The sequence below is a fragment of the Streptomyces diversicolor genome (assembly GCF_057537855.1).
This window is the reverse complement of sequence record NZ_BAAJXA010000077.1, coordinates 1-21,699: the sequence shown is the minus strand read 5'-3', so window position 1 is coordinate 21,699 and position 21,699 is coordinate 1. Positions and strand designations below refer to the sequence as shown.

12 protein-coding genes are annotated in these 21,699 nt (G+C 72.3%); 5 read left to right on the top strand and 7 right to left on the bottom strand.

The genetic code is table 11. From position 1 onward, the window contains the following. Nucleotides 1-300: 300 nt before the first annotated feature. Together AC27LF_RS43995 and AC27LF_RS43990 are read right to left on the bottom strand one after the other, a co-directional pair. Nucleotides 301-2,208, bottom strand: a complete 1,908-nt coding sequence (locus AC27LF_RS43995) for an NAD-binding protein (RefSeq protein ID WP_479662200.1) — start codon at nt 2,206-2,208, stop codon at nt 301-303. A 145-nt stretch (nt 2,209-2,353) separates the two neighbouring features. Further along, the gene (locus AC27LF_RS43990) at nt 2,354-3,007 is read right to left on the bottom strand and encodes a LysE family translocator (protein ID WP_479662188.1); all 654 of its coding nucleotides are present in this window, start codon (nt 3,005-3,007) and stop codon (nt 2,354-2,356) included. Nucleotides 3,008-3,162: 155 nt separating this feature from the next. Between AC27LF_RS43990 and AC27LF_RS43985 the strand changes: the two genes are divergently transcribed. The 3 genes from AC27LF_RS43985 to AC27LF_RS43975 all read left to right on the top strand — a co-directional run bounded on the left by AC27LF_RS43985 (nt 3,163) and on the right by AC27LF_RS43975 (nt 7,339). After that, nucleotides 3,163-4,641 carry an aminotransferase-like domain-containing protein gene (locus AC27LF_RS43985; protein ID WP_479662189.1) on the top strand — a complete coding sequence of 493 codons (1,479 nt, stop codon included), beginning with the start codon at nt 3,163-3,165 and terminating at the stop codon, nt 4,639-4,641. 408 nt (nt 4,642-5,049) lie between these two features. Beyond that, complete coding sequence (locus AC27LF_RS43980) at nt 5,050-6,366, top strand: hypothetical protein (protein WP_479662190.1); 1,317 nt, start codon at nt 5,050-5,052, stop codon at nt 6,364-6,366. Between the two features lie 511 nt (nt 6,367-6,877). Then, the gene (locus AC27LF_RS43975; RefSeq protein ID WP_479662191.1) at nt 6,878-7,339 is read left to right on the top strand and encodes a DUF7144 family membrane protein; all 462 of its coding nucleotides are present in this window, start codon (nt 6,878-6,880) and stop codon (nt 7,337-7,339) included. A gap of 26 nt (nt 7,340-7,365) precedes the next feature. Here the strand turns inward: AC27LF_RS43975 and AC27LF_RS43970 are convergent, their stop codons facing one another. The 5 genes from AC27LF_RS43970 to AC27LF_RS43950 form a co-directional block, all read right to left on the bottom strand. Beyond that, nucleotides 7,366-8,268 carry a LysR family transcriptional regulator gene (locus AC27LF_RS43970; protein ID WP_479662192.1) on the bottom strand — a complete coding sequence of 301 codons (903 nt, stop codon included), beginning with the start codon at nt 8,266-8,268 and terminating at the stop codon, nt 7,366-7,368. Nucleotides 8,269-8,483: 215 nt separating this feature from the next. Continuing rightward, the gene (locus tag AC27LF_RS43965) at nt 8,484-9,755 is read right to left on the bottom strand and encodes a TIGR02679 family protein (RefSeq protein ID WP_479662193.1); all 1,272 of its coding nucleotides are present in this window, start codon (nt 9,753-9,755) and stop codon (nt 8,484-8,486) included. Further along, the gene (locus AC27LF_RS43960; protein WP_479662195.1) at nt 9,752-13,990 is read right to left on the bottom strand and encodes a TIGR02680 family protein; all 4,239 of its coding nucleotides are present in this window, start codon (nt 13,988-13,990) and stop codon (nt 9,752-9,754) included. The genes AC27LF_RS43965 and AC27LF_RS43960 overlap by 4 nt, the downstream gene beginning before the upstream one ends. Beyond that, nucleotides 13,987-15,312, bottom strand: coding sequence for a TIGR02678 family protein (locus AC27LF_RS43955; protein WP_479662196.1), 1,326 nt, complete (start codon nt 15,310-15,312; stop codon nt 13,987-13,989). Before AC27LF_RS43955 ends, AC27LF_RS43960 begins: the two co-directional genes overlap by 4 nt. Next, on the bottom strand, nt 15,309-16,949 hold the full coding sequence (locus AC27LF_RS43950; RefSeq protein WP_479662197.1) for a TIGR02677 family protein: 1,641 nt from the start codon (nt 16,947-16,949) through the stop codon (nt 15,309-15,311). Before AC27LF_RS43950 ends, AC27LF_RS43955 begins: the two co-directional genes overlap by 4 nt. Nucleotides 16,950-18,106: 1,157 nt before the next feature. Between AC27LF_RS43950 and AC27LF_RS43945 the strand changes: the two genes are divergently transcribed. Together AC27LF_RS43945 and AC27LF_RS43940 are read left to right on the top strand one after the other, a co-directional pair. After that, complete coding sequence (locus AC27LF_RS43945; RefSeq protein WP_479662198.1) at nt 18,107-19,558, top strand: hypothetical protein; 1,452 nt, start codon at nt 18,107-18,109, stop codon at nt 19,556-19,558. Nucleotides 19,559-20,086: 528 nt separating this feature from the next. Beyond that, nucleotides 20,087-21,699, top strand: a 1,613-nt coding sequence (locus AC27LF_RS43940) for a hypothetical protein (RefSeq protein WP_479662199.1), incomplete at its 3' end; no start/stop codon positions are given.

Sequence of the window (21,699 nt, the reverse complement as noted above, 5' to 3'; positions counted from 1 at the left end):
GTGCCTCCGGGCGGCTCACGGCCCACCCGGCGCCCCGTGCGCCCAGGCGAACCACGCACCCCCACCCCCTCAGGGACCCGAGGAACTGCGCGCCCAGCCCCAGATCACCCGCACTCGGCAACGCACCCGCACCCGCTCAGGGGCGCGGGGAACTGCGCGAACCGCCACATACACACCCGCACCCGACAACGCACCCGCACCCAGTCAGGGGCGCGGGGAACTGCGCGAACCACCACATACACACCCGCACCCGACAACGCACCCGCACCACCCCCCACCGTCCCCGAAACCCCGCCCCATTCAGCCACCGCCCCGGTCGGAATGCGGCACACGCCGATGCCCCCGCAGATCCGCCAACCCCCGGCGGGTAGCCGCAAGCACCACCCGGTCCCCAGCCCGCAGCACACGGTCGGGAGACGCCCGCTGCCCCTCCAGCGCCAGCACCCGCCAGGCCCCGGCCCGAAACGCCTCGGCGACAGTGCGCCCCTCCAACTGCGGATGCCCGTCCACCTCCACGGCGGCGAACAGCAGCACCCGCCGCTCCACGGGAATCGCCCCCAGGATCTGCCGGCCGAACATCGCCCCGGCGAAGGCGGGCGCGGCCAGATGCGTGACGCTGCGGCTACGGGTGAGCGCCCCCGGATGCGCGGCCCGCAGGGTCCGGTAGACGGCGGTCGCGAAGTCGTCGTCGTACAGCCGCAGCAGCACCCGCAGGTCGGGCCGGACGGACCGCGCGTACAGCACGGCCTCCAGGTTCGTGGTGTCCGCGCTGGTCACCGCGAGCAGCGCATGCGCCCGGTGGATCTTGGCGGCCTCCAGCACGCCTTCCTGCGTCACGTCCCCGAGTACCACCGGCACCCGCAGCCGCCGTGCCGTGGCGAGGCCGCGCGCGTCCGCGTCGGCCTCCACGCACACCACCGGGATGTGCAGTTCGCGCAGCCGGGTCAGCACCCGCGTGCCGATCTTGCCGAGACCGAGCAGCACCACATGCCCGCCGAGCCCGCGCGGCGGCTTGCGCAGTGTGGACGCGGTCCGGAAGGTGCCGAGCGCTTCCAGGACGGCCGCCAGCAGCACCGGCAGCAGCAGCAACCCGACCAGCCCGGACAGCAGTTGCAGGATCTGCCGGCCGAGCGGTTCGCCCAGGGCCGGTTCGTCGATCGCGAACAGGTCGAGCAGCGTCAGATAGAACGCGCCCAGCGGATGGATCCCGGTCACCAGCCACAGCGCCACGGCCAGCGCCAGCACACAGCCCGCGATCCCGGCCAGCGACCATCGCAGCCGCCGTGAGAACAGTGAGGCGAACGGCGGTACGACCCCGGTGCGGCCGGCCGGCAGCGGCGGCCCGGCGGCGTACGAGACCTGTTCCAGCACGACGGCCCCGCGGCCCGCGGCGGCGGTCACATCGGCCTCGTCGGGCAGCAGGTGCGGCCCGCGTTCCCCGCTGCCCTCGGCGCCGTCCGCGCCGGCCGGGTCGCTGCTGGTCGCCGAGAGCAGCGCCAGCGTGCACAGCCCGGGGTCGGCGACCACCCCCGGTGCGGGCGGCGGCCGTTCCACCGCGCGCAGCAGCAGCCGGTCCGTCTGCACGACCTTGCTGGTGCCGGCGACCGCGGTCGCGACCAGTGCCGGGGCGGCGGTGTCGGCGTCGGACAGCACGGTCGTGGACGCGTCGCCGGGGGAGCCGGGTTCGTCCCCGGCCGCCAACGCGGCGGCCTGGTCGAGGAGTTCTTCGATGTGCTGGCCCAGCCGCCGGTTGTACAGGCGCAGCACGAGCCGCAGCCGCGGGTTGAGCCGGCGTGCGGTGAGCGCGGCCCGGATGTTGGTCTCGTCGTCGTCGTACACGAGGGCCAGCGCGGCAGCGCGTTCCACGCCTGCCTCGGCGAGCACCGCATCGGTCGGTTCGGCGGCCTCCAACACCCGGTCGGCGCGCCCGGATTCACCACCGGAGCCCCCCGAGCCCCCCGAGCCGCCGGAGCCGCCGGAGCCGCTGGAGCCGAGGGCGCCGAGCACGGTGCCGTTGCCCGCGGCGCGGCCGACGGCCGCGTTCACCCGGTCCAGCAGCGCCGCCGACGCGGCCCGGGCCCGCCCGACGACCGGTGGCCGCGCCGTGCGGGCTCCCGCCGGTACGACGAGCGTGACCTGCGCGCCGTACACCGCGCGCAACTCGGCGGCCAGCCGGTGCGCCAGCCCGTCGTCGCCGCACACCACCATGGGCGCGGGCGCGCCACCCGGTCCACCCTGCATCGGAACGCTCACCACGAGGGGAAAGACTGCCCGAAGGAGACGGGTGGTTCCAGCGGCGGAGGTTCAGTAGGCCGCCGGACGCCCGCACCGGGCACAGCATCGTGACGGCCCGTCATCCAGCTGCGGCATGCGCCGCATTGGAGGAGTCGAGGGCGAGCGAGACGGCGAGGCCGCCGAGGACGGTGCCCATCAGATGGCGCTGCGCCCTGAGCCAGGACGGGCGGCGGGCGAGGAAGACGGCGATCGTGCCCGCCGCCAGGACGATCCCGAGGTTGACCGCGACGCTCACCACGATCTGCACCGAGCCGAGGACGAGGCCCTGGAGGAGTACGTGGCCCCGGTCGAGGTCGACGAACTGCGGGATCAGGGACAGGTACATGATGGCGATCTTGGGGTTGAGCAGGTTCGTCATCAGGCCCATCGTGAACAGCTTGCGCGGCGAGTCGTGGGGCACGTCCCGCGGCGCGAAGACGGACAGTCCGCCGGGCCTGAGCGCGCTCCAGGCGAGGTGGGCGAGATAGACGGCACCGGCCAGCTTCACGGCGGCGTACAACTCGGGTACGGCGACGAAGACCACCGACAGCCCCAGGTTCGCGGCGAGCAGGTAGGCCAGGAAACCGAGCGCCACCCCGCCGAGGGAGATCATTCCGGCGCGTCTGCCCTGGGTGATGCTGCGGGAGACGAGGTAGACCATGTTCGGTCCCGGGGTGAGCACCATGCCGAGGGCCACGACCGCGACGCCGAGCAGCCCGCCGGGTTCCACCATGGCCGCCTCCCTTCTCCCATCAATTCCGTCTGGCTGCGAGGCTATTGCCCGCGCTGTCTCGGTGCAATAGGGGACATTGCTCTCGGTGCAATTCTGTGGTGGGGTTGGAGTCAGCCCGTACGAAGGGGAGTTACGAAGGGGAGCGAGGGAGAGCCGTGAAGGACGACCGTCGCAGCGACCGGGCCGGCCGCGGGGCAGACCGCACGGCCGACAGCCGAGCCGAACACGGGGCCGACCGCAAAGCCGACCGCAAAGCCGACCGCGGGGCCGACAACCGGGCCGACGCCAGGGATGACCCCCGGGCCGACTACCGCCGTGTCGCCGACGCCGTGGCCGAGGAGATCCGGGCCGGGCTGCTGCGCCCCGGCGACCGGCTGCCCCCGCAGCGCGCGTTCGCCCGCCGGCACGGCATCGCCGACTCCACCGCCACACGCGTGTACCGCGAACTGGCCCGGCGGGGGCTGACGGTGGGCGAGGTCGGCCGCGGCACCTTCGTGCGGGCCGCCGCGCCGGCCACCGCCCCCGCGCTCACCGAACCCGCGGCCGGCCGGATCGACCTGGAACTCAACTACCCCGAAGTGCCCGGCCAGAGCGCGCTGCTCGCCGAAGGGCTCGGCGGACTGCTGCGGCCCGACGCCCTGGGTCAGGCGCTGCGCCCGGCCGCCACCCCGGGCCCGCCGGCCCTCCGGGACGCCGCGGCCGACCTGCTCGCCCGCGGGGGCTGGCGCCCGGACCCGGCACGGATCCTGTTCGCGGGCAACGGCCGGCAGGCGCTCTTCGCCGCCGTCACCGCGCTGGTGCCGGCGGGCGGCCGGCTCGGCGTCGAGGAACTGACCTACCCCGTCGTCAAGGCCGTCGCCGCCCGGCTCGGCATCACCCTGGTGCCGCTGGCCATGGACGAGTCGGGGCTGGTGCCCGAGGCCGTGGCCGACGCCCACGCCGCCGCCCCGCTGCACGCGCTCTACGTACAGCCGCGGTTGCACAACCCGCTCTCCCGCACCATGCCCGCGCACCGCGTCGAACAGCTGGCCGAGGCGCTGGGGCGGCTCGGGGTCCCCGCGATCGAGGACGCCGTCTGGGCGTTCCTGCGCGACGACCTGCCGCCGCTCGCCGCGTACGCGCCCGAGCGGACCGTCCTGATCGACAGCCTCTCCAAGCGGGTCGCCCCCGGGCTGACCCTCGGCTACGCGGTGGCGCCCGACGACCTCGCCGCCGGCATCGCGACCGCCCTGCGCTCGGGCGGCTGGGCCCCGATGCGGTTCGCCCTGGAGGCCGCGGACCGCTGGCAGCGGGCGGGCACGGTGCGGGCGCTGGTGGCGGCCAAGCAGCGGGAGGCGGCCGTACGCCAGGAGATCGCGGCACGGCACCTGGCGGGCTTCGCCGTGCGGGGCGAGCCGTACTCGTACCACTGCTGGTGGCGGCTGCCGCGGCCGTGGCGCGCGGACACCTTCGTCGCCGCCGCCGCGCGGCACGGCATCGGGGTGGTGCCGGCCACCGCGTTCACCGTCGGCCCGCAGGCCCCGCCCGCCGTACGGCTGGCCCTGGCCTCACCGCCGCCCGAGGCCCTGACCCAGGCCCTCACCACCCTGGCCGCCTTGGCCCGCTCCACCCCGCAGGACCAGATCGAGAGCTGACCACCGGGCGTCGCGATGCGGCCGGTTTTTGACCGGCTGAGTGGTGTGCGCGGCCGGTTGTGCGGGGTGCCGCGGCCGGTTGTGCGACGCGCTGCCGCCGGTTCCGGGGCGGGCGCGGGTCACTCGGGTGGGGGCGCTGGGGTCGACCCCGGGTTCGGGGACGGTTGTGCTGTGAGGAACGGCCTTCCGTCCGCCGTAGCCAGGACCGGCGGGGTGCTCGCCACGCCGGACCAGCCGTAACCAGGACGAGCAGACCGCCATGCCGGAGCGGCCGTAGTCGGGAGCGGGAGAGCGCCGTGCCGGAATGGCGGTAGTCGGGGCCGGGAGAGCGCCGTGCTGGAGCGGTCGTAGCCAGGGCCGGAAGACCGCCACGCCGGAGCGGCCGTAGCGAGGACCAGGGAGACCGCCATGTCGGAGCAGCCTGTCCCGGACGCGGACGAACTGGCCCGGCTGCGGGCCCGGGTGGCCGCGCTGGAGGCGGGGCGCGGGGCACGCCCGGCCCGGCACCGGGCGCGCTCGCTGCTCGCCGTCCTGCTCATCGTCGTGGGCTGTGCGCTCGTCCCCCTCGGGGTGCTGGCCGCGTGGAGCGCCGACATCGTCGAGGACACCGACCGCTACGTCGACACGGTCGCCCCGCTCGCCGCCGAGCCCGCCGTCCGGTCGGCCGCCGCCACCCGCGTCACCGACGCCCTGATGACCCACCTCGACCTCAACGCCCTGCTGGCGGGCGTCGCTCCGGCCGACCGCCCCCGGCTGCGGCAGGCACTCGGCGGTCTCGGCGGCGCCCTGGAGGGCGCCGTCCGCGCCTTCGTGCACGACAAGGCGGAGGACGTCATGGCCTCGCGGGACTTCCAGACCTTCTGGACCGACGCCAACCGCCGCGTCCACGCCACCGTCGAGAAGGCCCTGACCGGGCACGGCGGCGGCGCGGTGAAGCTCCAGGACGACACCGTGACCGTCGACCTCGCCCCGGTGATCGACCAGGTCAAGAAGCGTCTCGTCGACGCCGGACTGACCGTCGCGCAGAAGATCCCCGCGATCCACACCGACTTCACCATCGCCCACTCGCACGACATCGGCCAGGCCAGGACGTACCTGAGGCTGCTGCAAGTGGCCGGGAACTGGCTGCCCGTCATCGCGGTCCTGCTGGTCGCCGCGGGCGTGCTGTTCGCCGTACGGCGCCGCCGCGCGCTGGTCGCCGGCGCGCTCGGCATCGCCGCGACCACGCTGCTGCTCGGCATCGCGCTCGCCGTCTCCCGCTCCTTCTACCTGGACGCCCTGCCGGCCGGCGCCTCGCGTCCGGCCGCCGGCGCCGTGTACGACACGCTGACCCGCTTTCTGCGCACGACGGTGCGGACGGTGGTGACGCTGGGCGTGGTCGTCGCGCTCGCCGCGTGGCTGACCGGACCGGGCCGGTACGCGAGCGCCGTACGGCGGGTGTGGCACGCGGGCCTCGGCGCCGCCCGCGGCACGGCCGGCCGGCTGGGGCTGCGTACGGGTCCGGTGGGGCCGTTCGCGCGCCGCCACCGCCGGTGGCTGACCTGGGTGCTGGTCGCCGCGGCCGTCCTCGCCTTTCTGCTGTGGAGCCGCCCCACGGGCTGGGTGGTGGTGGGCCTGGCACTGGCACTGCTGTTCGCCCTCGCGGTAGTGGACTTCCTCGCGGCACAGGACGACACCGCGAAGCGAGAACCCCCACGACCGCCCCCGCCCCCACCCTCGCCCTGACACGGCGGCCGGCCCCGCCCCAGGCGTTGGCTTGATGCTGCGGTCGGCTGTCCTCCGGGCTGCGGTCTGACGTGGCGGCCGGTTCCGTCCCGGCCCTTGGCTTGACGCGGCGGTCGGCCCCGCCCCGGCCCTCCGTCTGACACGGCGGCCCGCCCCGCCCCCAGGTCTCGGCCTGACACGGCGGTCGGCCCCGTCCTGGCCCTCGGCCTGACGCGGCGGTCGGCCCTGCCCCGGCCTTCGACTTGGCGCCGCGGCACCGGCCCAGCCCTCGGCCGGAGAGTCGCATGCCGCCCGCCAGGGGCTCACCGCGCTCACCCGTTCGGCGTGCGTCGTCTGGCCGGACGCCCCGACAGGCCAGAGGCTCGGAAACCCGGCGAGTCGACGGGGCGCGCGGCTCAGACGGGGCGCGTGCCGTCCGCCGGCGAGCGGCAGCCGACGGGATCACAGAAGCCGAGCGGAAGCCGACCGGGACGACAGAAGCCGACCGGGGTGGGAGAAGGGAACACCGCTCATGAGCGACCACGCGGCACATCCGTCCGGCACCCCACACCCCGGCCCGGGAGGCCAGCCACCGCCCGGACAGGCCACGCGACCGGCGGCCGCCCGGGTCACCGGTGGCGAGGTCTTCGCCGGCGTCCTGCTGCTGTGCGGCGGCGTCCTCGCCGTGCTCCAGGGCATCGCGGCGGTCGCCACGAACGACGTGTACGCCCGCATCGGCGGCTACATCTACGACATCAGCCTGACCGGTTGGGGCATCATCCACATCGTGCTCGGCGCGTTCGCCGCCGTGACCGGCCTGTGCCTGCTGAGGGACATGGCCTGGGCCCGTTACGCGGGCCTGTTCCTGGCCTCGCTCGTCCTGATCGCCCAGTTCCTGTTCCTGCCGTACGCGCCCTTGTGGTCCGTGGTCATCATGGCGATCGCGCTGTTCGTGATCTGGGCGCTGGCCTCACGCCAGGCAGCGGCGACCTGACGTTCCCGCCGGCCCCGCTTGCCCGGTCAACCGATGTGGCGCAGCAGCGCGGCGACCGCCGGAGGCTGCTCCGCACGGGTGTGGACGAGCCTGAGCGTCCACACCGGGGCGTGGGCGGCGAAGGGCCGCGTGGGCAGCTCGGGGAACCACGCCGCCATCGACGGGGGCATGATGGTCACGCCCAGCCCGTGCCGGATCAGGTCGGCGGCCGCCATCAGGTCGTTCACCTCGAAGGTGGTGGTGCGTTCGAGCGAGGCAGAACGGAAGGCTCTGTCGACCGCGTGCCGGATCGCCCAGTCCGGCGGGAAGTCCACCAGGGGCAGCCGTGCCGCCTCGGCCAGCGTCGTCACCGCCCGTTCCGTCCCCGCCGCCCCCGCTGTCCGCGGGCCCGTCCCCGCCGTCCCCGGGCCCGTGCCCGGCGCGGTCACCAGGACCATCTCCTCCCGGGCCAGCGACCGGGTGGTCAGTCCGCGCAGCCGGGACATGTCGAGCGCGGCGACGGCCAGGTCGAGGGCGCCGTCGCGCAGGGCCTGCGGGATACGGTCGGCCGGCGTCTGCCGCAGCCGCACCGTCACCTGCGGATGCTCGCGGTGGAAGCGGGCCAGCGCGGGGGCGAGGCCGGCGTACAGGCCCTGCATCACACCGACCGTGATCTCGCCGCGCAGTTCACCCTGGGCGAGGTCGACGGCCGCCCGTGCCTCCTCGGCGGCCCGCAGGGCGGCCCGGGCGGCGGGCAGGAACGCCTCGCCGGCGGGGGTGAGGGAGACACGGTGCGTGGTGCGGTGGAACAGCTGCGCGCCCAGCTCGCGCTCCAGCGCGCGTACGGTGCCGGACACCGCGGACTGCACCACGTGCAGCCGCCGGGCCGCCGCACTGAACCCGCCCTCCTCGGCGACCGCGACGACCACCTCCATCTGCCGCAGATCCACGGCCCCTCCTCATGCCCGCCGCCTCCGGCCACCTGCCTGGCTGCCCAGTCTCGAAGACAACCACCCCCCGAGCCACCGGGACGCACCACCGGCGCGGGGCGCCTGCGCCGAGCAGTTCTGTGGTCCACGAGGAAAGCCGGCGCCGAGCGACCGTCCGTGGCTTGGGGCTGTTGCCTACGGCGTGATCAGTGCCACCGAAGACTTCGGGGGCGTTCCTACGCCCGGCCCGACAGGTCGTCCACCAGAAGGCCGAGGGTGACCTCCTCATGGAGCGCGACGCCGAGAGCGGTCATGGCAGGGGCGAGGCCCGGGTCCCAGGTCGCGCTGACGGGCTGGCCGTCGAGCGGCAGCTGAGGGATTCCCTCGGCCTGGCTGCGAGCGGCCAGGTGCTCGTAGTCCTCGGCGCCCATGCGCCATGGCTCAGCTCCGTAGCGGCGGATGATCCGGTTCGCCAGAGCGATGCCCGGCCAGTCGAAGTCTCCGTGGTACGCGAAACGGCAGTCGGTGGCGGCGAGGCCGTCGAGGAGTGCGAGGACCACCGTGGCGGCGCTGCCGGAGGTGCACACCAGGGGATGGAAGCAGGCAGCGTCCGCCGCGGCCTCCACCACTCGCGGGTTCTCACAGATGTGGATCACCGTTCCGGCGGGTAGTCGCAGCTGTAGGTCGTGCAGGTCCCGCGAGGTGAGGTGTGCTTCGGCGTGATGGTCGGCTCGCTGCCTCAGGGCCTGCTCTCGCCAGCCTCCGCCGGCGGGCCGCAGCCCGTAGGTCAGCACCGTGCTGGAGACCTCGTCCGGTGTGACGGACACCAGCCGCCACAGCGTGCGCCGGCCGGCCGCGTCGCCGGGGAAGTCGGTGCCGTGGGCGAGGGCGATGCCGCGTTGGACGAGGCGTGCGAGCCAGGTGCCGTCGTCCAGGCCGTGTGCGGACCCGGTCGCCATGGCGGCAAGTTCTCCTCGGCCTCGGGTGCCACCCCGTTCCGGGCCGATCAGCACGGAGAGGACCTGCACCGCCTGTTGGAGCGTTCGTACCGCCGTCTCAGGTGTCACTCCTCTCGGTACGCCGGTACGGCGGAGCAGGTCGTACCACTGGCCGGCCCACTCCTGGCCCGCGAGCGGAGAGGCGTCCAGCGCCGAGGCGAGCGACGACCAGACGTGCTCGCGCCGTGCCGCGCTGTCCGCGCGGACGGCACGGCGGTCGGTGATCGGAGGCCCGAGTTCCGCCAAGGCGTCCCTGAGCCCCATTCCGGCCGCCGAGGCGCGCAGCCGCGTGTCGAGCGCGTCAAGGCGCACGGTCACGGCAGCACCGGTGACGGGTTTGCCCAGCAGGAGGGACAGGTCGTTGCGTTCCTGGGCGCTCACCGAGGTCAGCCGGAGGGAACCGGTGGCCCGCACGCCGTTGCTCTCCAGGCGCTTGCGCACCGCTTCCCAGAGCCGGGTGAGCCCGGGACCGGCCAGCCAGTCCCGTGTCGCCGCGGGCAGGTCGCTCATACGGACACCAGACGCCGGTGCCGGCCGTTCCAGGTGTAGTGCAGGGTGGCCACCCCGCGCACATGGGGATCACGAAGGCATTCGTAGATGTGCAGGGACGGTACCTCCGGCCAGTTGCCCATGAGCCGTTCGCTGGTGAGGACGAAGTCGAGGTCGAGATCGACGAGGATCCGCCCCAGCCGCCCGTGGGTGGGTTCGTCGACCTTGGCGAAGGCGTCGTCGAGCAGGATCAGTCGTGGCGCGTGTGGTGCCGACTCCGCGAGGCTGGTGAAGTGGGCGGCGGCCGCGGCGAAGAGCACGAGGTAGGAGAGCACTCGTTGCTCGCCCTGGCTGAGCCCGGTGCGGCCGGTCAGTTTACGTCTGCGTCCCGGGGCGGCGTCCTCGACCACGAAGGTGTGGAAGCGGAACCAGTCGCGGTAGTCAAGGGCGGTCCGCAGGTGAGCTGCATAACCGGCTGACGGGTCGGCCCGTCGCGCATCCTCGATCCGGCGTTGCAGCACCTCGCGAAGCTGCTCGGTCTGCTCACGCGTGCGCAGGCTCGACGGGCTGCGCAGCAGTTCCACGGCCGCCCGCACGTCCGCGTCCACGTCCTCGTCCAGCTTCCACAGCAGCTCCACGCCGAGACCGTGCGAGGTGCGTACGGTTCGCAGCGTCTCATTGAGAGCCGCGACCAGGTTCGCCGCGGTGATGACCTGCGCCGAGAGATGGTCGCCCAGCTCCCCCGTCAAGAACCGCTGAAACACCTCACGTTCGCGTTCGGTGAGCCGTCCCCGGGCCTCTGCGGCCCGGACGGCGATCCGCTCGCCCACGGCCGCGACGTCGTGGGAACCGTGGTCGTCGATCAGGCGGCACACCTTGATCCCGTCACGTTCTTCCAGTTGCGCGTCGTAGCCGCCGGCCAGTTGGTCGCGCAGTTCGGTGTGCCGGTTGAGCATGGTGCTGTCCGAGACTTCGCCTTTCGGGCGGCCGAGAGCCGGTTGTACCGCGTCGGCCAGTGTCCGCAGCGCTCGCAGACGGCTGCGGACGTCCGAGGCGGGATCGTCCGCCACGTCCTCGGGCAGTGAGGACCGGTCCAGCCCGGCGCCGCGCACCACCTCCGGTCGGCCGAGTGCGCCGCGAAGGGCGCCGCCGGTCGCGATGACCGCGGTCTCCTGGGCGGCCAGGTCTTCGCGCAGGCGCTTCTCCTCCTCTTCCGCGCGCACGCGCCGGTCGTGCAGGTCGTTCCGGGTTCGTTGTGCCGCCGGGACGGCCTGGGCGGCGTGCGCGATGCGCTGTCTGGCTTCCTGCTCGCGGGTCAGGATCTCTTCTTCGGTCGCCCCGATGGCCTCTTCGCGGGTGCGCAGGTCCTGTTGCGCGGTACGCAGCCCGGTGAGGCGGAGCCGGTGGTTCTCCTCCGCGGCCAGACGGTCGCTACGGGCTCGTTCGTAGCGCTCGGCATCGGCGTGATGGGCGCCCAGCCGCTCGCCCGTCCCGCCGACCGCCCTGCGAAGATGCCCGATGCCGGTGAGCAGGGCAGCCAGCGCGGTGTGTACGCGCTCCAGCTCGACGGGGTTGCCGGGCAGGTCATGGGCGGTGGCGGTGGCGTCGGCCTCGGCGCGTGCGGCTACGGCGAGAGCGCGGACCTCCTCGGCCAGCCGTGCCGCGCGGCCGGCCTTGGCGGTCAGGTCACGCAGAGTCCCTTCGTCCGACTCGGCTCTGCTCCAGGCGTCGGCGAGACCTCGTGCGCGGGGGAAGTCCTGCTCCGCGAGCCTGAGGGCCCGGCGCCGGTCATCGGCCTCGGTGAGTTCGTGACGGGCGTCGGCCAGCCGCTGTTCCGTCTGGGTGAGCCGTTCCTCCAGCTCGGCCAGGATGCGCCGCCGGGTCTCGGCGCGTACGGCGGCTCCCACGTACTCGGCGTCACTCTTGTGGTGCCGGCCGCTGAGGACGCCGAGACGCCAGCTTCCGTCGTAGTACACCGCGTCATGAGCGGTCGTTTCCTCGGCCGGTGCGAGCGCGATGGCGGCCAGCAGGTGTTCCACCTGCTCGGACGTGACACCGCACCCCGGCTGGGGTGCGGGGCGCAGAGCCGAGGCCAGGGTCGGTCCGCCCGGCAGCGCGCAACCGGTACGCAGCAGAGTGTCACGGGTGCCGGGGTCGACAAGGGCGCCGTCCGCGCCGACCCACGCGTCCAGGATCCCGCCGGCTTCCAGCGCCGCTTCCAGACCGGCCCGATGCGCGGGGCTCAGATCATCCACGAAGTCCACCAGCCGGTAGAAGGGCGCCCCGGTGCCCGGTGTCCTTTCGGCGACGCGATGGTGGGGGACCGGCGGCTCGGGATCGGTACGCCGCTCCCAGTCCCGCTTCCGACTCGCCAGGCGGCCCAGTTCCTCGTCGATCCGGCCGACGGTGAGCGCGAGGGCGTCGCGGCGCCCGGTGAGTTCCTCGCCGTACGGCTCCAGTGCGGCATGGGCGGCCTGCCACGCCTCGCCGTCGATGTCGGGCGGGAGTGCACGGTCCGCGAACGGGGCGTCGGCGGAGCTGTCGCAGGCGACCACTGCGTGGACGGCGTCCAGCGGCGGGCAGTCGGCCCCGACGGCGGTCCGCGTGCGGGTGACCCACTCGGCGACCCGGCGGGCATAGGCACCGCTCTCCTCGGCGACCCTCTCGCGGCCGGCATCGAGACGGCCGGCGGCCTCTTCCGCCTCACCCTCCAGTCGTTCCCGCTCGGTGTCGGCCCGCACCGCCCGGCTTTGGGCCTCCTCGGCCCGCGCGGTGAGACGCGTCACCTCCTGGACCATCCGGGCCCGGTTCTTCACCACCGTCTCGGCGGCCTCCAACTGCCGCTGCCAGGACCGCAGTCCCTCCCGCACCGCGACCGTGTCCACGCGGACGACCGATGGCCGCCGCACGGTGTGCGTCCGCCCGTCCGGAGCGGTCAGCTCCGTCTCGACGGCCTGGGAGCGGACCGTGCGGGGCAGGGCGACCGCCTCGCCGAGATGGCCGGTGGGAAGCCCGGCCCTCTCCGCCTGCGTCAGCAGTTCCCGGCGTTCGGTGCCCAGTTCGGCCAGCCGGCTCCCGAGGTGTTCGACACCGTCGGCCAGCCGCTCGGCCGCGCCCTCCTCCACGCCGTGCGCGGTGCTCAGGGCGGTGAAGGCGGCCACGGCAGCGGTGTGCAGCGCCTCCACCGTGCTGCGGCGTTCCGACAGTTCGCGCAGGCTGCGGTAGGCGTGGCCGGCGTGCAGGGCGGCGAGGTCGGTACGGGCGGCTTCCTCCTCTTCGCGCAGTGTTTCCAGCCTGGCTTCCGACTCCTCCTCTTGTGTCCGCAATTCGCTGGTCCGCTGTGCGGCGTCTCCGGCCGCCCGGCGCCGCTGCGCGAGCACCCCCAGCTCCCGGCTCACCGCCTGCGCGCGGGTGCGCAGGACTCCGGACAGGTAGCCGCGGTAACTGGTGAGGAAGGTGCGCAGAGCCGTATCGGTGCGCTCCAGACGGCCGAGTTCGTCGCGTACGGCGTCGAGGTCGTGGAGGTTGCGCGCGACCTTCTCCACCACGTCCTCGTCGAGCCCCGGCAGGGTCTCGCTCAGCAGGGAGACCAGTCCTCCGTGCTCGATGCGGTCCCCGACCGTGGGCCGCCGCAGCCGGTGGAGGAGCTGGGTGAGATTGCGGTAGCGGGTCGCATCGGTGATGCCGAACAGTTCCCGGGCCACCCGCGAGCGGTGCAGGACCGCGCGGTCGGTGATGTGGTCGGAGCCGACGATCTCCTTGAGCCGGTCGACCGGCAGGGGCTTTCCGCCGTCGACCAGGTGCAGGTCCTCACCGACGCGCAGCGGGGTGACGAAGAACGTCGGCAGCGCCTTCTGCGTCGACTTCGAGGCACGGACGGCGGCGCCGAGGGTGAGGTGGCGGTGGTCGCCGCCCTCGGCCGTGCCCCGGAACTCCACCCACAGGTAGCCGAGACGGTTGGTCTGCTCGAACCCGTCCAGCATCAGCCAGGCGAGGGTGGTCCTGCCGGTGCCCGTCGCGTCCAGTGCCCGTGAGTCGCCGTCCAGCAGATACGGGAGCAGCATTTCCAGGGCCTTGGACTTGCCCGCGCCGTTCTTGCCCCGCAGCAGCAGCCGTCCGTCGCCGAAGGCGAACTCCTGCGCGTCGTACTGCCAGACATTCTGGATGCCCGCGCGGTGCAGCCGGAAGCGGGTGCCTGCGGTCGTCGCGGGGCCGGAACGCGGCAGCGGGACGAGGCCACGCGCATCGGTGGTCACAGCGGCAACGCCTCCTGGGTGTCGGTGCCTTGGCCGGCTGTGGTGGCCGGGCGCACGGTAACGTGGGTGGCGTAGCGTGCCGCCGCGGCCAGCAGCACCCAGCCGTCACCGCCGGGACGCGCCCCGCGAACATCGGTCACGGTGCGCCCTTCCGGTGCCTGTTCGGCATAGCCCTCCGGCAGGCCGTCTCCCTCGGCGCGCACCGGGCCGGTCCGGGCCATCAGCCGCATGCGGGCCAGCAGGTCCAGCACGGCCTCCCGCAGGGCGGAAAGGTCCTCCAGATAGCCACGCTGCCAGTTGCTGCGCTGCCCGTACTCGGCGACCAGTCCGGCCAGCAGCTCGTCCACCAGGCTGTCCGGGACAGCCACTCCGATGACGAGCGTCCCTCCGGTCGCCGGGTGTCCGGGCTCCTGCGGCCGAAGCCGCTCCACGAGCCGTTCCACCAGCAGCAGCGCGGCCTGCGCGACCGTCCCGGTGCCCGGCAGGTTCAGATCCGTCAGCTCGTCCTCCGGATCCACCAGCGCCACCCCCTCGGCGCGGATCTCCATGTCCAGGCCCAGAAGTTCGGAGAACGCCTGCGCTTCCCGGCGCTGCCGGGTGCGCAGCCAGTCGCGTTCGGCGCCGGTCAGCTCATCGAGATGGACGACGGGTGTCTCGACGAGCATCCGGCGCACATAGGTGCGAGGTCCGCCGAATCCCGGGTCCGCTGCCCGCCGGACCAGGTCGGCGCCGTCACGGGCCTGGGCGAGCGGGCCGGCGACGACGACGCGGGCCAGATCGCGGTCCACTGTGATCAGGGCCTCTCCGTCCGCGTCCTGCGCGAGCGCGGCCACATGGCCTTCGGTCTCGATGAGGACGCCCCACTCGACCAGCAGGCGCAGAGCCGCTACCAAGGTCCTTTTGCCGGCCGCCCTACCTGTCTCCTCCAGCTCGATCTCCGCGTCGGCCGCGGCGGCCCTGATGTCGGCCACCAGCTGTGACAGCAGCAGTTGTTCGGGGGCGGTCACCAGAACGGACAGGGCCAGAGCGAGGCAGGCGTACGTGTGCGGGCTGAACGGGGTGCCGGTGGAGCGCTCCAGCCGGTGTCCTGCGCCTGCCCCCAGCCCCGCTTTGAACAGCCGGGCGTAGGAGCTGTCGACCAGCAGGCGGTAGCCGAGCACCTGCTGGAACCGTTTGCCCAGCCAGTCGGCATGCCTGCGGATCAGCGGGAAGAGGTCGGCGTGCGGGCCGTCCGAGGTGACCAACGGATGGGCGAGCAGCAGCCGGGCGGCGCTGCGGCGCTCGGCCGCCAGGGCGACGTCGTGTGTCGAGGGGAGGGTCATGACACGCTGACCTCCGCATCGCTGTCGGCCGCGTCGCAGGAGATACGGCCGACGTCCAGCTCCAGGTCGTCCAGCAGCAGGTCGCCGTCTGCCGAGTGCAGGACGCACCGCGCGCCCGCCGCGCGTCGCACGGTGAGCCGGATGCCCAACTCGGCGTCCTCACCGTGCGCCTGGTCGAGTGCGAATTCCGTCGCGCCCTCCCCGTCCGTGCCGGCGCGACGGCGGAGCTGCGCGTTCCCGAGCGCGGTGGCCAGCAGTTCGAGAAGCAGCCCGAGGGCTGCCGAGGTGAGCCGTACCTCGGCGAACCGGCCTGCGGCGCTGCGCAGTTCGTCCGCCGCCGCGGTCCTGGCCGTGGCCCGCTCACGGGCGGCCTCGCGCAGCCGCCGCTTCTGCGCGGAGTGGTCCTCCACCGCGGAGGCCCGGCCCCGCTGGGCGCGGCTGCCCCTCTCCCGCAGGGCCACCGGCACCTCGACCACCGGCCCGGTCCACCAGCTCGTATAGGCGGGCACCACCTCGTCGGTGGCCGGGGGTACGCCCAGATGGCGGGCGCCGTAGAGCCCGAAGGCGGCGACGGCGATGTCGTGCGCGTCCTGCGGCGCCGCCTCGTCGAACCAACGCGCCAGCCGCAGCAGGTCCTTGCGCCGGGACATCTCGCCGGTGGCCGACCGCAGCATCCGCTTGGCGTTGGCGAGCAGCGACTGCAACGCGCGCAGGGTGGCGTCCCGTAGCTGGTCGACCTGGCTGCCGTGGCCGTCGGTGTCGCTGAACCAGCCGCGCAGGCCCTCCCAGTCCGCGAGGTCACGGCCCCGGCTGCGCTGCACCCGGACCTCCGGGCGGCCTTCGCCCTGTGCCGACAGCCCGGTGAGCCCCTGGGCGTGGGCGTCCAGCCGGTCCAGCAGAGCCGGAATGCCGGGCCACAGGATGTCAAGCGCCGCCGAGATCCGGGGTGCGCGGAACGCCACGTCCTCGGTGATCGCCTCGACGTAGTCGAGAAGCAGCTCCTTGAAGCCCTGGTACTCGACGCCGTCCAGGTCGTACCGGGCCAGCACCTGGCCGAGGTAGGCGTAGAAGTCCCGGATGGAATCCGCGAACTCGGTGAACTGCACGAACAGCGTGCTGATCCGCTCCAGCCCGTCCTGCGGTTCGATGTCGCCGGGCGCGGCCACGAGCTCGGCCAGCTCCCTGAGCCCGCGCTCGACCAGGGCAAGCAGCTCGTTGCTCACCTCGCGGGCGGCGTCCGCCTCGGCCAGGACACCATCGGCGTCCCGCTGGATGCGCTCGCCCAGCTTCGACAACTGGTAGCGCGCACGGGACCGCTGGTACTCGCTGATGCTGGACGCCTTCACGGTGTGGCTGCTGCGCAGCAGGTTGCCCCACCGCACCAGCTGTTCCAGCCGGACGGTGAGGGTGTCGGCGTCGAGCCCGGCGGCAGGGCCCCCGGACTCGCGCAGCTTCGCCAGGAGGTCCGGTACGGCCAGGTCTGCCAGCAGGGTCCCGCAGAAGACCCGCATGATCGCAAGGTGCTCCAGCCGCTCCGGCGCGCTGAGGTAGGTGTACGCGTCCAGCCGCCGTCGAGCCTTGCTGTGGACATCCTGCGTCGCGGCGTTTTGCGCTGCGCCGAGTGCGGGTGCCTCCATGCGTGAGAGGTTACGCGGCGCATCCGGCCGCCGCCGTGGTGCGGCCGAAAACACCACGGACAGGCACTCCAGGCAACGGCTCGGTTCCCGCTGCCGAACCGGGTTCGGCTGCTTCCCCCTGCGACAGGCCCTGTCCGGGCACTGTGCGTCGCGGTCTGTGAGCGGGGGCTGGGGGAGGCCACGTCAGTGAACCTGTGCGGTCGGCTCGGGGCGCGGTGACTGCGTTGCCGCTGTTCCGTGTCGTCAGCTTCACCCGTCCGCTACGACAGGCGGGCGGCGGAGTCCTTTCACCTCCGCTCGATCTCACGGCGCCTCGTGGCGCACCCCCTCGTGGCGTGGAGACCGTGACCGGAGAGATGGCTGAGGGGCATGGGATCCAGGAAGCGCATCCCAACGTGGAGTTCCGCGAGGGGCGGTCCGGATCGTGACGGCGACCGGGACGTCGATCCCGGAGCCGGCCGAGGAGCCCGGTGTGCGTCCGGGGACGCTTCACAGCCGAGCGCCGCGGACCATGCGCAACGGCTCCCCGTCGCCGGCCCCGCCCGTCCAGCCGCCAACGGAGGCAGGCTCGGAAGGGGCCGGTTGCGGGAGGGCGATCGAGCCGAGCTGGCGGTTGGGGGAGGGTGAGCGGGCCGGGTTGGGGCGGCTGGGGGAGGGTGAGCGGGCCGGGTTGGGGCGGTTGGGGGCCGAGGCCCGGACCAGGATCGTCAAGCCGCACCTGCAAGCCGGCTCCCGACCGGCTCCAAGAACCACTGAGGGGCCCGACCCCGCTACGGATCAGGCCCCTGACTTGGTTTTTCGGCTGTCGGGGTGGCGGGATTTGAACCCACGCCCTCTTCGTCCCGAATGAGGTTCGATCATGGTGCGCGCCTGCCGCGAAGGGGATCTGTGCAGGTCAGATGACTGGTGGCGGTTGGTCTTGGTTGGTGTCGCAGGGGCTCTGGGAGAAGATCTTCTCCCAGTTTTCTCCCAACGCGGGCCAGTCCTAGTGTGCCGCGAGGGGGCCTGGATGCATTGCTTGAGTAAATTTGCGCCTGCTGGACGGTGAGGTCAGGTGTGCCTCGAAGGGGGTAGCCCGTCGCAACGGCTGGTGATGCCCACGCTTTTCCAAGGCGTGAGGGCGACCGGTTGAGTGGTGATCCACGTACGCTCCGTGCATGGTTTACGTCATAGCGCTCACTGCTGAGGAACTGGACCGCATCGATACGGACTTACGGGTCAAGCAGTCCTTCACGAAGACGGTCGCCGTAGCTTCCCTTCCTCGCGATCAGACGCCCCGGATCACCCTGCTCGTGACGCGGGCTTCCGCCGAGAGCGACCAGTGCCCGCTGCTCTGGCTGGGAGTTGTGCGGCGGCCCCGCGGGGAGAAGGTCGCGGCCGTCGATTCCCGGATCACCGTCGAACTGGTGCGGGAGTGTCCCGTCCAGGTCCTTATGCGCTCGTTCCTCGACAAGGTGGCGCGAGGCGTTCGACCGGCCCTTGTGCGTGCTCTGTCAGGCGAAGTCACCGTGCTCGGAGACGAGGACTCGGAAGACGTGCTGAAGGCTCTCGCCGGGCAGCACGATCTGCTGCGCAGGACACTCCACTTCCTTGGAGAGGCGGCCGAGCCCGACCCCTTCGACCCTCGACGCGCTGAGGATCGCTCTTGGCAGGAGCAGTACGACATGACCCGGCTGGGCCTGGCCATCGGCAACATCCCTCCAGCACGACTCGCAGCCTGGCGGCGTCCCAGCGACCCCAATGCCCCCCACCTGGCCGGACTGATCCCGGAACCGTTCGAACAGGGCTTGATCGAAAACGACGCGCACCACATCGACTTCGGCGACGATGTATTCACTGAAGCGGGGCGGCCGTCAGGAACCCGCGCCACCGGGACGTCCTTCCGCTGTGACATCCAGGTCTTCGAACACCTCGGGAGCCGGATCGAGGTGGCGAATATCAACGCAACACCGGTGGAAAACCGACTCGGCGCAGACCTGATCTACTACCACGAGGCCACCCAGAGCTTCATTCTCGTGCAGGCCAAACGGCTTCCCCCGGCCGGGGGCGCTCGGTGGATGTATGTGGATAAGCAACTGCTCGGGCAACTCGACCGTCTGGACGAGGTCGCCGCATTGAGTAGGACCCCGCAGGCGCCTCACGAGTGGCGGCTGGGTTCGGACCCTTGTTTCGTCAAACTCGCCTACTGGCCGTTGGAGGACACAGTCGACCCAGGCCCGGCGCCGGGCATGTATCTGCCGGTGCCGTACGTGCGACTTCTGCTGGAGGACGATGCGACGCAGGGCCCGAACGGAGGCACGCGCCTCGGATACGGCTACGTCGACCGGTACTTGGGGAACACGGAGTTCACTGCGCTCGTCAAGAACGGGCTCGTCGGCACAGTGGGCACCACACTTGACGAGCTGAGGGTGCTCGGCATGCAGCGGGCGGAGGAGGGAATGTCCGTGTCCATCGTCGTGGATCGGGCCACCGCCCCGCCCCGCGAGACAGTCAAGGAGCGGCACAGACGCAATCACGCCCGGGGGTACGACAAGAACCTCGCCGCCAGGATGCGCCGTAGGCAGTCCCGGGATTCCGGCACCGGACAGCAGTCGCTGTTTGGACCTTGAAATCAGCCAGGTCGACCGCCGGTGGGTCGGCTTTCCGGCGGTCGCCCAGACGCGTGGACATCCTGGTACGGCCGGTGCGCGCCTGTTCTCGTCCACCCTGTGCGGGCGACCGTCGCCAAGGCGGCGGTCGGGAAGACTGTGGCCCCGCGTGCCGGGTGGCCGGGGGTAAGCTCCGCCTGATCCCGCCGCCCGGGTTCCGCCTGGTCCATGGTGCTGCTCGCAGTCACACGCCGACCGCACAGGGGCACCGTGGAAGGCTCCTCATGTGACGCGCCATCGTGTAGCGGTGGCTGAGGCGCCCCGACGACCGTCGCACTGCTGGCGTTACACAGCTTCCCGCTACTGCGGTCACCACGACACCGCTTACCATGGGGCAGCTCGGTGTCGGCCTGCGTGGCTACCGAGGCACTACTGCCCTCCCCGCCCGTGAGCCACCGGCCAACCACAGATGCCGCTTTCCACCCCGCAGCGCGATGTCCTCCTATGGGGTTTTTGAGCCAGGTGACGGTCCTTCAAAACAGGTGATGGATGACCACTGTCGACGCTGCTCTGCGGGAAATCGAAGAACTGTGCAGGGCTGTTAAGCCCGACCAGGCCCAACACCTGGCGAGCGGATTGATTGAGGGCCTTCCCGTCCACGATCTGGAGACGTGGGAGACTCGGATCCGGACCGTGTTCACCCGCGCCTTCCTCAAGAAGCGCCGGAACGCCCTGTTGGCCCGGCTCGACGAGAAGTTGCACGGGCCGCCCCCCTCTGCGACCACGGAGCCCGAGGATCCGGCGCAGGCCGAGGCCGCCGAGGAGGACTGGCTGGAGGAGTTCCTCGCGGCCCTCCAAAACCTCAGCGACCGGCACATCTTCCAGTGGTCCACCTATTACCGGAACCGCCTCGCCGAGGACTTCGCCTCCTTCCTGGACCGTCTGGCGGACCCGGAAGAAGCCAGGACGCTCCTCCCGAAGATCACCCTCGCGCTTTCCGGCCACGCGCAGGACATTTTCCAAAAGGGCTTCAACTACCAGGTGGGGCAGGGCGAGTCAGAGCACTACGCCCTCATGAAATCGCTCAACGGGTTGCAACGGTTCTTCGACCTGCCCATCGAGTTCTATTCCTCGCGCCTGCCCGCCGCCGTGGACCTCGAGTCCGCACGCCGCCTTCGCACTCTGAACTCCTGCATCCTGTCCGCCATCGTCGTGGGCTACGCCCAGGTCGACTTCGGCAGCCGTACCGGGCGGGACGTCCTCCTAGAGCACAGGCGGGCCTGGTTCCACACGCTGCCCTTTCTCGTCACGGACGACGTCCTCCTGGTCCAGCAGCGAATCGGTCGCACCCACGTCATCCACGGCCTGCTGAACAGCGTCCTGCCCACCGTGTCCGCCTTCGACGGGCTGGGCGACAACCGCCAGCATGTACCGCTGCCAACCTTGTCCCAGTACTCGGCGGCGGAGCAGCGGCTCGACATCTCTCTCCGGCCGTCTACCCAGTCGCCATACCAGCAGATGATCGATGTGCAGTGCTACCTCGACGGTAGCTACGTCGACCGGCGTGACCTGGAGGAGGCCCACCGCAGGGGAGTCGCCGCCATCGTGGCACCGCTCCCGTCCGACCTGCGGGCCTTCATCGAGCAAGACAGTCGGCTGAGAGAGACCGTCGCCGTCGTCCCGGGGGAGCCCGGCTCCGATTCCATAGCACAGACCCGGGACCAAGTGCTCCAACTCCTGGTGGCCCGCTCATACCGGCAGGGCACCGCGTCGGTCCGTAACCAGCGCCTCCAGGTCAACCTGGCCCGCGACTTTCCGCTGGAGGAACCCGGCAAGCTCAGGTACTACCGTGTGCACCGGCATAGCGTGCACGATCTGCTCCGGACCTTCGAGAGCCGCAACGGCGTCCGGCTCTGGTGCAGTGTGCGGCGCAGCGGCAAGACCACCGCCGGCTTCGATCTGGCCTCAACGACCGGAGAGGCGGTGGTGGTCAGCCAGACCTGTTCCTCCACCGGTGAACTCGCCAACGACGGCGATTGCTACGAGCGCATCTGCGACGCCCTTGACGAGGGCCGCCGCATCCCCGGCACGTTCTTCGTGAACCTGGTCAACCACTGTGCGGACGGTGCGGCGGCCGACAGTGGGCGCACCGTGTTCGTCCT